We start from the raw sequence: 11,546 nt of genomic DNA, 5'->3' as shown, positions 1-11,546 counted from the left end.
CCATGAATAAACATGGATGTTACACTTTTACTTGGAGGGGATTTTATTATGGTTAAAAAAGGGGATAAATTTCAAACTTATTCAGATGAATTAAAGATACAAGTTGTAAAAAGTTATTTAAATGGTGAAGGTAGCCAAACAGCTATAGCTAAGAAATATAAGCTGAAAAGTAGAACACAGTTAATGAATTGGGTCCGGAGATATCAAGAAACAGGCGATATTTCAGACTTGCGGGGAAACAACGGCGGCAATAACGGCTTTAAAAACCTCTTGAAAGGTCGTCCTCGTACGAAATTCGATAGTGTGGAAGAAGAATTGGAATACTACAAGGCGCAGGTGGCTTATTTAAAAAAGCAGTATCCAAATCTATAGGAGGTGTTCTTGCTCAAACGGCTAAGTACGAGATTATTGAAGAACTACGTTCTCGATACAAAGTAACCTGGCTGATCGTCATTGCGCAGTTAAATCGATCTAGCTACTATAAGTGGCGCTCAACATGTACGCAAAGACAATTACGCCTTTCAAAGGATCATACATTGCGTGAACAGATTCAAGCCATTCACATAAAACACAAGGAATACGGTTATCCTCGCATGAAAATTGCCTTACTAGAGGCTGGATTTTTAGTGAACCACAAAAAATATGTAGACTTATGCGAGAACTTCAAATTCAATCAATCATCCGTAAAAAGCGACGCTTTTTTAACGGGAAATCCTCAAAGGTTTTTCCGAATGTAGTAGAACAACAATTCCGAAACCGCAAACCAAATGAGGTACTTGTCACAGATATCACTTATTTGCCATTCAAAGATAAATTTCTCTATTTCTCGGTCGTTCAAGACATTTATAACAATGAAATCGTTGCTTGGAAACTCTCACATCGTAATGATTTACAACTTGTCCTAAAAACGTTAGATTTAACAGCACAAAAAAGAGATGTGTATGGAACCATCATCCACTCAGATCAAGGATTCCAATATACATCTCATGCTTATTACCGTACGCTTCAACAGCTAGGCGCCATCGGCAGCCACTCCCGCAAAGGAAACTGCCATGACAATGCTTGCATTGAATCATTCTTCTCTCATTTTAAATCTGAAATGTTTTATCTTAATTATTATCAAACAAAGGAAGAACTCATTCAAGCTATTGAAACATACATCTATCATTACAACTACAAACGATTCCAAAAAAGGCTTAACCATCGAGCTCCGATTGAATATCGAATCTCGATGGCTGCATAGTCTTTTTTTACAGCTGTCCACTTGACGGGGGTAAGACCAACAAGTCTGTCCAAAATCAAGTGAAGTTCATCCATCAACTATTTGGAATTGCTGCTTAAGACTAGATTCCACTAGGAAACTTTTCGCCTCTTTATATCTTTCCTAAGTATTTGCACCAGAACCCTCTATATACTGTGTCACTTTAGGAGATAATTTGCACTAATTTTAAGTGTTCTTTTGCGTCCTGAGTATACATAATAAAGTTAGCTGTGTAGATTTCGTAATTACTGGAGTAAAGGTTATGAAGTTAAGATGTTCATAAATTAAAGGTTTTGGTAAATTCGGAAATCAGATAAATGTGAAATGAACAAAATTTAAGCCTTATAAATCGCTTAAATACGTTATCAAAACTATTATCAAAATCAAATTAACTTTAACCTCCCTTTATGATAAGATTATCATGTAAAGGTTAGGTGATTTTATGAATTCATACATTTATGGTTATGCACGAGTAAGTACCCAACAACAAGATTTGATTCGTCAGCTAGACATGCTTCAAAATTATAACTGCACTGAAATTTTAACTGAAAAAATAACAGGTACGAAAAGTGATCGTCCAGAGCTTACTCGATTAAAAGATAAAATTAGACCTGGTGATACATTAGTTGTAGAAAGCTTTTCTAGATTAGGAAGAAGCACCAAAGATTTAATTGAACTTGTTGATTTTTTTGAGAATAAAGGAGTTAAGCTAATTAGTATCAAAGAACAATTTGATACTAATACACCGCAAGGCAAATTGATGTTAACAGTATTTCAGGCATTCAGCCAGTTTGAAAGAGACTTGATTGCTCAACGAACACAAGAAGGTCTTGTAAGTGCAAGAGCAAGAGGAAGGGTTGGTGGTCGTCCTCGTATTAAAGATATCTATATTCAGAAGGCATTAAATTTATATAAGTCAGAGCAATATAGTATTCGAGAAATTATAGATATGACTGGCATTAGCCAAGCAACACTGTACCGATACATACGAGAACACAAGCAAGTACAAAAGAATGAGGAAACAGAAGAAAAAACAGCAACTATTCGTATGTTGTTGCGTGTAGAAAATAATAATAAATTTGTACGGGGAAAGGGGAAAGTTCGAAAGAATATCGAATCCTTTCTCATATCACAATATAATATGGAACAACGCTTAGGGGAGTACATATTATATGTTCCTTACACCACAATTTCAGATTTAGAAAAAAAGGTAGATAGCATAATTCATGAAATTGATTTTGAAGCGGATTTACAAAACTGTTTTACTGAGTTAGATGTGTACTGTGATGAATTGGAGCTACAATGGTAAGCATTTGCGTATATAACAAGTTATCTTATAAAATAAGAAGAAGAAAAGAAAGACAGGGAGAGGAAACCCATGTCCACAAAATTAGTAAATTTACGAATTGATTTTGCTTTTAAACAGTTATTCGGAACGAAAGGGAACGAAGAGATTTTAACTGGTTTCTTGAATGCTATTTTAGAGGAATCTTTAGAGGCACCCGTTGCATCTCTACAATTGGAAGACCCACATCTTCATAAGGCTTATGAAGATGATAAGTTATCCATTTTAGATTTATTAGCAACATTAGACAACGGAACGCAAGTGAATATAGAGATACAGCTTCGCAATACACATGATATGGTAAAGCGATCTTTATATTACTGGAGTAAACTCTATACATCCCAAATGCAAGAAGGGATGCCGTATCGTTCACTTCGGAAAACAATTACCATTAACTTATTAGATTTTATATTATTCTCCCAGGATGATTCATTTCACACCATAGGACAATTATGGAATCCCAAAAAGCAACAGATACTAAGTGATGATATTGAAATTCATTTTGTTGAAATTCCAAAATTGGTCAAACAATGGCGTGAAGAAAAAGTAAATCCATGGGAAAATGCATTTGTTCGTTGGATGTTATTACTACCAGCACATGAAGATGAACATTTAACTCAAACATTGGAGGAGATTGCAATGAATCAAGATCCAATTTTACAAAAAGCAATAAATAAATGGGAAAATATGAGCCATGACTCCTCTTTCCGAACAGCTTATGAGGCTCGCGAGAAGCTACTTCTTGATGAACAAGCTAAGCTGGCTCACGCTCGTGAAGAAGGCTTAGAGGAAGGTTTAGAAAAAGGGATTCAAAAAGGACTTCAAAAGGGTATCCAAAAAGGACGAGAAGAAGGCATTGAACAAGGGAAAGTTCAATTAATATGTGGTATGCATAAGAACGGTATGCCGTTAGAAGACATTGCGAAATTCACTGGTCTAAGTACAGAAGAAATACGAAAACTACTATTATAATACGTACTATTACAAAAGCTTTGCGAATTGTTTCGCAAAGCTTTTTACTATGAATTTTAAAGAAGAAAGACCTTTGTTAATCCAGACATTATCAAAACATGTTTCAGACCAAGATGCTGAAAGTATTACAGATGCATTTTATCTTGATAGAAAACCTCAATCAAAAGAACAAAAAGAACTTGTAGCCAATCACTACAAGTTCTTTTTGAGATAATGTTAATAAGGGACAAACAAACTATTTCAACAGAAACATAGGGGACACTATTTGATGACTGGTTTGACAACTTCATTATATAACAAATATTAACTTTTGAAGATTTTAATTTTGAATATTTTGTGAATTAAGAAACGGGGTTCTGGTACAAAGATAAAATTAAAGAGAATACAGCTCATATATTTCTAACGGAATTCTATTTCATGCTGTAAGCCCAAACAATCGATGGATGAATTCTTTCTGGTTTTGGACAGACTGATTCCGTAAATCAATCTGTTCTTTTTTAATCATATGCATAGCTTCCACTCCTGCAAGAATGGATGTAGCTGTACCAAAAGACTTGAACCCTAACATAGAACGAACACGTTTCTTAATAAAACGATGATCTTGTTCCACTATGTTATTATGATCTCTACGATAGCGTTTAATAATTTCGATATCATGTGGAGACAAGGTGTAATAACTTCCTAATTCATACTCACTAATTTGTTCTGAAATGGATACAAACTCTAAGCGTTGATCTAGTGTCAATAATTCTCTTGCACGTTTTGAGGACATATTTTTCTTCTTTCTAAAATGCAAGAAAATACCTTGTCTAAAGCATGCTGTAGCTCAGTGGATTTTGGATTGAAGTATTTTCTTGTCATGCTAACATCTTTGTAAACTATTAATTTAACTACTCATTTTCTCCATTAGATTATCAGTTGGCCATAGTATCTTACGATACAGTGTCATACGAGAAATACAATGAGAAGTCAGTTTAGCAATTTCAATTAAGCCTTTTGATCTTTCATGATATTCCTGAAAGAATTTTGTTATATTTTTGCAAGAAAATTGAAAGATATTTAAGCTAAGATGTGCTTACTGATATTAGTTTTATTTTACAACAAGGGGTACTTAAGGTACTTTGTATTACAAAAAACATTTAAAATATGTATTTTTATGCTCTCGAATTCTTGAACAAATTTGGGAGCTTGAATACGAGGAGATTAAGATAGTAACTGTGTTAATGAATCATCTATGTGAAAAGTTAGAGAAGAACAGGTTATTGGTTTGAGACAACTGGGGGAAATACAATATGAAATTACGGAATCAATTGTTATTGATGAATTTATTAAGCACCAGCATTATGGTAATTGCTATCTGGTATAGCGAAATGAAAATGTTACTTAGACCGGAACAAACACAGCTTTTCATAGGAATTGTAACCGTAGCAATGGCGCTTTCAACGATGATTTACTGGTTATTAACACGCTCTATTACGGAATCTATTCAAAATTTAATTGCATTAACAAAACAATTTAGCGATAGACAATTTGGAGCGATGTATAGAATTGGACGAGGACCACAAGAGTTTAAAGAATTAGCGGCAGCTTTTCAACAAATGGCTAAAAAATTAAAAGAAGGGTTTACTAAATTAGAAGAAGGAGAAAAAGCACGTACAGAGCTCATTGCGAATATTTCACATGACTTACGAACACCTATGGCTAGCATACAATTGATGATTGAAGCATTACAAGATGATGTGATTGCAAATCCCGAAATGAAAACACAGTACTTAACGACAATCCATAAAGAAATAAAAAGATTAAGTGGATTAATTAATGACTTATTTGATCTTTCTAAGTTAGAACTTGGACAAGAAGATTTTTATCCAAGTTTCACACATATGGATCGTATTATATTAGAAGTACTAGGTTCACATTCTATTTTATTAGAAGAAAAACAGATCCATTTGCAATTACAAGTTTCTGATACATTGCCTAAGCTCTGGATTATGCCTTGTAAGATAGCACGGGTTATCAGTAATTTGTTACATAATGCAATTCGATATTCTCCAGTGTCTGGAACGATTGAGTTAATTGTAGAGGAAAATAAGCAGAAGCATCACGTTCAATTCATTGTACGTGATGAAGGAGAAGGCATTGCTTATAGTGATCAACTGCGCATATTTGAACGTTTTTTTAGAACAGATCCATCAAGAAGCTCACAATCTGGGGGATCTGGACTTGGATTAGCCATTGCACAATCATTAATTGAAATGCACAAAGGCGAAATTGGTGTACGAGATCGTTCAGACGGTAAACAGGGGAGTGAATTTTGGTTTACCCTTCCCGTTACATCAGCAAAGAAATAAGATGATTGCAAGACTTTTGTAACATTTATGAAAGCAAATTGAAAGGGATATATAATAAGATGAATAAAGCAAAGTTGATTTTATTTTAACTCAGAAGTAAAAAATATAAGCAATGTACAGTATAATCTTATGTTTTATAGTTTCATTTACCTCAACAAGTGCAATTAAAACATATGATTTAAAATTAATTTGCTCAGATGTGCTAGAAAAATAAGTTTGAGCAACTCCTTTCCCCCTTATTTTCGAAATCACTTTGAAAAATGACATGGAATTCATATTCTATGTCATTTTTAGTGTAATGAATAAAATTTTGTTTTATATATTATATCATTGTTATATTATGTTATTTTTATTTTATTACCTCTTACCTATATAAATCCATTTTCATTTTTTTACATATAAGTTTCTGATATGTAGAACAAGAGATGACCTGCACTCAGGTTCTTCCTTTGTTTTCACCCTCGCATGTGGTAGAAAAAGCTCCCAAACGCGCTCAGATGCCCTGATCCTCTAAAAAAAGTGGGGTTTTTATGTTGTTTTTCTCTATAGATACTTCTAATTAATTATTTTTTCTTCCACTTATTAATGTTTAACACTTCTATATATTACATATTTTGTAATATTTTATAACTATCGCAAGACTTTTGTAATCATTGAAAGACTTTTGTAATATTTACGAAAGGGAAATGAAAGCTATTTAAAATAAAATGAACTTCCCGGCAGCTATTTTAGATAAGTCGGTAGTAAAAGGTATAAGCAAAGAGTGAAGAACAACATGATGAAAAAAGACAAAAAGGAGTTATGATGATCTCTTGGTGCTTATTCTTTTACAGTATTGTGTTTAAATAATTTTAATCTTATTAAGGAAGGAAAATAAAAATGAAAAAAACATTTAAAACAAGTGGTTTTGTAAAAAAAGTCATTCCTGCCACAGCGGCATTAAGTATCCTTTTTTCTGTAGCGCCTGTTGCAGAGAAGAAAGCAAACGCAAGTGCACAGGCTATAGCTACAGTGCTGGATGTAACTATTACCACATTAGGGGCACTAGCTGATATTTGGGAAGCGCTTGGGATACAGGTGGGGGAAATTGACCTAACTAATTACGCAGGTCCATATGCAGAGAATGTATCTTACAGAGCCCCTAACTTTAAATCGGGGGAATTTAATATTTCTGTGCATCATACGAAAGATGATGGGAATTTTACTAAACCGATTAAAGTTCTCTATCCAAATGGGAAAAGTGAGATTCACAACTTAAAATCGGGGCAGCAACTTCAGATTACAGAAGCAGGTACAATCGTAGATCTAGAGCCATATGCAAAATCTGTCTCAGAACACAATCTTCTTTATATTACACAAGCACAATTGGACGAAGGGAAAACGGGAGTTGCGCTTAATCAATCTATCACTATGTATGTAGAAAAAACATCTGGGCAAAATCGTGAGCTTGTCAACCAGTTTTACAAGAAAAAATTTGGAGCAAACTCTCTAGACGGCTTAAAAGGTTTAACACAAGATCTCTTTTCTAAGTTAACAGAAGAACAAAAAAAGTTAGCAACATTGACTTCACAACCAACAAGCAGAGAAACTCTTTCTAATTATGTTAATAATAACCCTGAAGCTCTTGCAGATTTTAATAACCGATCAACGAATATTTTAGCAGATACCGCTCAAATCCTAGAGACACCTATTACATCGGTATATAGCATACTAAATGATGGTAATCCTTATCAAATTATCCCTTATAAAAAAGGGACGAATAAAGTAATCGTTAAAAAAGGCTCGAAATATCTTTCGGGAAAAGAAGAAAATGCACTTCAATATTCAGATGTAATTGGTGATGATGAAGTGTTTGAACTTGTCCTGATTGACGAGAAGTCTCATGACAATAAATTTCAGTTCCATTTGGTAAATAAGAATGGTGCACATTTGGTTGCGGGTATTAACTCTCAATTATTCCACACGCCAGATACTGGTGATAAACTTTATTTTACTGCAAAAACTAACAATGAAGTGCACAACTGGTTAAGAGAATGGTACCCTGGTAAAGAAAATGAGATACCGAAGTATGAAAAGATAGAGTTCAAAGAGGATAGCAATGATAGTTCCCTATGGACTGCATATGATTCTGGCAAATTGATAACGAATAATTGGTTGGAAAGAGATGGTTCCCATTATTATGCAAATTCTTCAGGAGTTCTTTTAAAGGGCTGGCAGGAAATTAACGGGAATACGTATTATTTTAATCCAAATTCTAACGCAATGGTTGTAGGAAATGGTCGAGAGATTGAAGGGAAGTACTACGACTTTAATGATTCTGGTGTTCTACAACGATCAGCGTGGAGAGATCTGCAGTATGCTGATGCTTCTGGAGCATTCATTAAAGAAGGCCTGCGAGAAATCGATGGTAAAATTTATTATTTCCAAAATCACAAGGCCAATACAAATGAAATACGTCTAGAAGATTATAATGTTATTCTTCATTTTTCTGACAAAGGTGTGCTTGAGAAGGCTTCTGATTTGAATGGAAACGCACTAGATGCTATTACTCGTGTTAATCTTGACGGGAAACGACTAGTATTTGAGAGTGACGGCTCTATTAGAAAAACAGGAGTATCTAAAATCTTTTTACCTGGATTTGATACAGAGAAGCAGGCTGCAATCGTATATTACAGCTTAGAAGAAGGGGATTCCTATTCTGGTTGGAAGGAAATTGACGGAAAAAAATACCGCTTTAAAGAGGGCACACACTATACTTTAGATGGTCATGAAACCATTGACGGAAAAAGATATTATTTTAATAATGACGGACAAGCTATGGTAACAGGGTTTGAAAAAGCGAATGGTAAGATATACCATTACGATGATAAAGGTGTAATGCAGACAGGGTGGCAAGAAATCGATGGTAAATGGTATCGCTTCGATGATTCTGGAGCAGCACAAATAGGATGGTTTAATGGTGATTATGAAACGCATCATGGTCAATATGGATATTTTAGGTATTATGCCAAAGAGGATGGGTCAATTTACCAAAATACAACTGTCGAAATTGATGGTAAGACTTGGACATTTGATGACAAGGGACACAGACGTTAATTTTTGTTGAAGAGTTAGCCTATACGTATGGAAATGGGTCATACACTGGATTTTATTCCTATAATATGACCCGTTTTATTTTTTTGCAGGTATACTCACTATTATTTCTTGCTGATTCTATCTTTTGTGATTGACGAAAACATAGATATTTTTATGCAATTAAAATCACTTTATTAAACCTTGAGAATCTCTTATTGTATAAAAATGTGAAAATGTATATAACTATCTTTTTTAAAATAAAACCTAATTTAATTTTTATAGTATCGGAGGTATGACTATATGGCTTTAAAATTATTACTTATAGTTTTTGGAGTAGTACTAATCTTATGGGGTATATATAAAATGAAAACGGATGATGCATTCGCAGGAAAAACCCAAACAAGAAAAAATCTCTTCAATTTATTGATTCTTGGACAGGCTTCTGGACTAGGACAATTATTAAGCGGAATTCTATGTATAATTTTAGGAATTGTAGCTTTTATCATTAAATAAATTGCAAGTAAAAGGAGCTAAGATATATAGTTTAGCTTCTTTTATTGTATAGGAGGATTCATGAATGGAAAATTTATGGCTACTTAAAAATAAAGTAGGCAAAAACAATAATAATTTTGTAGATAAAATACCTAGTTTGGTATATCTTCTACTATGCAGTATCGGTATAATGGTTCTCTTTTATGGAACACAAGCAACAGTGAGTACTTTGCTCCAATCTGTTCACGATCTAGTTCCAGAAACTAGTTCTGCATATCGTTTTGTAGGGGTCATTCGTACGTTTATTGGAGTATGGGTGCTGTTGTTAGTGTATGTTTACATATTTAAGAACCCAATTTCGAATATCGGATTTACAAGGGATCGGTCATATAGGGTTATGGCAAATATATTTAGTGGTGCAGCAATTGGTCTGTTTATCAATTTTGTAGGTATTTATATTTACACTCTTATGTTTAACGTTCAAATTGGATTTACAGAGCAAATCTCTAATTTTAATGTTTATCCATATGTTTTATTATGTTTTGTTACTTACCTTATCCAGGGTGGCGCAGAGGAACTCGTTTTTAGAGGTTTTTTAACGAAATGGCTCGTGAAAAAATACAATCTTTTATTTGTTTTTCTTCTCACTTCTATACTATTTTCTCTCATGCATTCCTTGGGTGGATTTAAGCCAATATTTTTGATGTATGCTCTTTGCTTGGGATTTTTATTATTCTTAGTTACTGTTGATAGTAATTCTATATATAAAAGCATGGTAGTTCATGGGGTTTATAACGCTTCCGAGACGCTGTTTAAATTTAAAGATGATAGTATGGGGAAAGAGCATTTATTCTATGCAAATGCTAACATGGAGGCTTATCAGGATAAGGCCTATCTTATCATCTCAGCGATAGCACTTGTTTTCTGTGTATATTATTTGTTAAAACTGCATAAAAAGAATCCAAAATGGTATTTCATGAGAAATGTTGATATAAGTAGCTAGAATCTATTTTTAAAGTTAAAATTACATTTCTATTCTCTTATATTAGGGGTACAGCCAACGTACTAACATAAAACCCACGCTAAGGAAAAGAAAGCTTGATATAATAGAATTTCTTGCGTAACAAAAAAGATTATGATTAATAATGTGACAAATTATTTTTGATACACTATTTTGTTACAACTAAATTGGCTAAATAAAAGCTAACGCTTCTTGAAACTAATATTGTAACAAAAACGTTCATTTTAGTTACAATTCTTAGCGTACAAAAATCAAAGTTTTTACTTCCGAAAAATGTCCTAGCGTGGGTTTTATGTCATTTGGTTGACGGGACTCCTTAGTATAGTGAGTTTTAAAAATATGGCTATATCCCTTAACAAAATTAAGCTTCTCTCTTAGGGACTCGTTTAATTTTGTTTTTTATGGTTTTTATTTTTTAAAAATATAGTTTGAATTACAATTGTTAGAAAAGTAGACTATATTAGCGAGAGTGTATGAAAGAAAAGCATTAAAAAGATGGGGTTTGTTGACCAAGATACATGTAATTTCAGTTCACAGCCTGTAATATATATATTTCTAACATGAGGTTTTGATATGGAAAAAAGGTATTGCACTAATAATGTTACGGATTATTTTTTGATAGAGTATTTTGTTACATCTTGTTCATCAGTTAGGGTATTTCATATTTTCAAATAAAAACGAACGTTTATATTACAAATATCTTCAGAAAATAGTTTTTAGTAAATAATGTATTCCTATGACCTAATTTTACACGTATCTCAGCTGACTTCTAAGAGCAATTTAAAATTCATTATTTTTCAGGAGATGAGTAATATGTTTGTTTATTTCTATTATTTGATTTTGTATTTTTTTGCAGTAATATTCGGAATGGATATTATTACTTTTGCAGATTCATTTATTACTAGGTTTATAGAGCCAGATTCAGTAGAAATATTTATTTGTATGTTAATAGTATCTAGTATATTGTCAGCTATATTTTCATTCATTTTACACTTTATCTATACTTGGAGACATGATTCAAATACATTT

At 33.1% G+C, this 11,546-nt stretch carries 10 protein-coding genes and 2 pseudogenes; 11 read left to right on the top strand and 1 reads right to left on the bottom strand.

Annotation, left to right across the window (positions count from 1 at the left end):
- The first annotated feature begins 48 nt into the window (after positions 1–48).
- The 6 genes and pseudogenes from C568_RS0129510 (at position 49) to C568_RS34980 (ending at position 3,792) form a co-directional block, all read left to right on the top strand.
- Positions 49–372, top strand: a complete 324-nt coding sequence (locus C568_RS0129510) for a helix-turn-helix domain-containing protein (RefSeq protein WP_029427994.1) — start codon at positions 49–51, stop codon at positions 370–372.
- 164 nt (positions 373–536) lie between these two features.
- A pseudogene (locus C568_RS36615) lies at positions 537–629 on the top strand (hypothetical protein); the annotation flags it as partial.
- A complete protein-coding gene (locus tag C568_RS32285) occupies positions 620–1,243 on the top strand; it encodes an IS3 family transposase (protein WP_257130503.1) in 624 nt (207 codons plus the stop codon). The pseudogene C568_RS36615 and the gene C568_RS32285, both read left to right, overlap by 10 nt.
- Positions 1,244–1,703: 460 nt before the next feature.
- Positions 1,704–2,570 carry a recombinase family protein gene (locus tag C568_RS33965; protein ID WP_018783637.1) on the top strand — a complete coding sequence of 289 codons (867 nt, stop codon included), beginning with the start codon at positions 1,704–1,706 and terminating at the stop codon, positions 2,568–2,570.
- Between the two features lie 69 nt (positions 2,571–2,639).
- On the top strand, positions 2,640–3,578 hold the full coding sequence (locus tag C568_RS0129495; protein WP_018783636.1) for an Rpn family recombination-promoting nuclease/putative transposase: 939 nt from the start codon (positions 2,640–2,642) through the stop codon (positions 3,576–3,578).
- 73 nt (positions 3,579–3,651) lie between these two features.
- On the top strand, positions 3,652–3,792 hold the full coding sequence (locus C568_RS34980; protein ID WP_018783635.1) for a hypothetical protein: 141 nt from the start codon (positions 3,652–3,654) through the stop codon (positions 3,790–3,792).
- A gap of 201 nt (positions 3,793–3,993) precedes the next feature.
- On the opposite strand, the gene C568_RS31535 is transcribed toward C568_RS34980, so the two are convergent.
- Positions 3,994–4,350, bottom strand: coding sequence for a DDE-type integrase/transposase/recombinase (locus C568_RS31535; protein WP_018783634.1), 357 nt, complete (start codon positions 4,348–4,350; stop codon positions 3,994–3,996).
- Positions 4,351–4,870: 520 nt separating this feature from the next.
- Between C568_RS31535 and C568_RS0129480 the strand changes: the two genes are divergently transcribed.
- From C568_RS0129480 to C568_RS35945, 5 genes and pseudogenes are all read left to right on the top strand, one after another.
- Complete coding sequence (locus tag C568_RS0129480) at positions 4,871–5,929, top strand: sensor histidine kinase (RefSeq protein ID WP_018783633.1); 1,059 nt, start codon at positions 4,871–4,873, stop codon at positions 5,927–5,929.
- Between the two features lie 879 nt (positions 5,930–6,808).
- Positions 6,809–9,025, top strand: a complete 2,217-nt coding sequence (locus C568_RS0129475) for an N-acetylmuramoyl-L-alanine amidase family protein (RefSeq protein ID WP_018783632.1) — start codon at positions 6,809–6,811, stop codon at positions 9,023–9,025.
- Positions 9,026–9,304: 279 nt separating this feature from the next.
- Positions 9,305–9,517, top strand: coding sequence for a hypothetical protein (locus C568_RS0129470; RefSeq protein ID WP_018783631.1), 213 nt, complete (start codon positions 9,305–9,307; stop codon positions 9,515–9,517).
- A 64-nt stretch (positions 9,518–9,581) separates the two neighbouring features.
- Positions 9,582–10,499: a CPBP family intramembrane glutamic endopeptidase gene (locus tag C568_RS0129465; protein WP_018783630.1), complete on the top strand. Its 918-nt coding sequence runs from the start codon at positions 9,582–9,584 to the stop codon at positions 10,497–10,499.
- An 831-nt stretch (positions 10,500–11,330) separates the two neighbouring features.
- Positions 11,331–11,546 (top strand): annotated as a pseudogene (locus C568_RS35945) (hypothetical protein); the annotation flags it as partial.

This window comes from Bacillus sp. 95MFCvi2.1, assembly GCF_000374965.1.
GTDB lineage: Bacteria > Bacillota > Bacilli > Bacillales > Bacillaceae_G > Bacillus_A > Bacillus_A pseudomycoides.
This window is presented reverse-complemented; position numbering and strand designations above follow the sequence as displayed.

Coding starts and splice junctions, on each gene's coding strand:
- C568_RS0129475 (WP_018783632.1), top strand. CDS start 6,809: ATGAAAAAAACATTTAAAACAAGTGGTTTTGTAAAAAAAGTCATTCCT.
- C568_RS0129465 (WP_018783630.1), top strand. CDS start 9,582: ATGGAAAATTTATGGCTACTTAAAAATAAAGTAGGCAAAAACAATAAT.
- C568_RS33965 (WP_018783637.1), top strand. CDS start 1,704: ATGAATTCATACATTTATGGTTATGCACGAGTAAGTACCCAACAACAA.
- C568_RS31535 (WP_018783634.1), bottom strand. CDS start 4,350: ATGTCCTCAAAACGTGCAAGAGAATTATTGACACTAGATCAACGCTTA.
- C568_RS0129495 (WP_018783636.1), top strand. CDS start 2,640: ATGTCCACAAAATTAGTAAATTTACGAATTGATTTTGCTTTTAAACAG.
- C568_RS0129470 (WP_018783631.1), top strand. CDS start 9,305: ATGGCTTTAAAATTATTACTTATAGTTTTTGGAGTAGTACTAATCTTA.
- C568_RS0129510 (WP_029427994.1), top strand. CDS start 49: ATGGTTAAAAAAGGGGATAAATTTCAAACTTATTCAGATGAATTAAAG.
- C568_RS0129480 (WP_018783633.1), top strand. CDS start 4,871: ATGAAATTACGGAATCAATTGTTATTGATGAATTTATTAAGCACCAGC.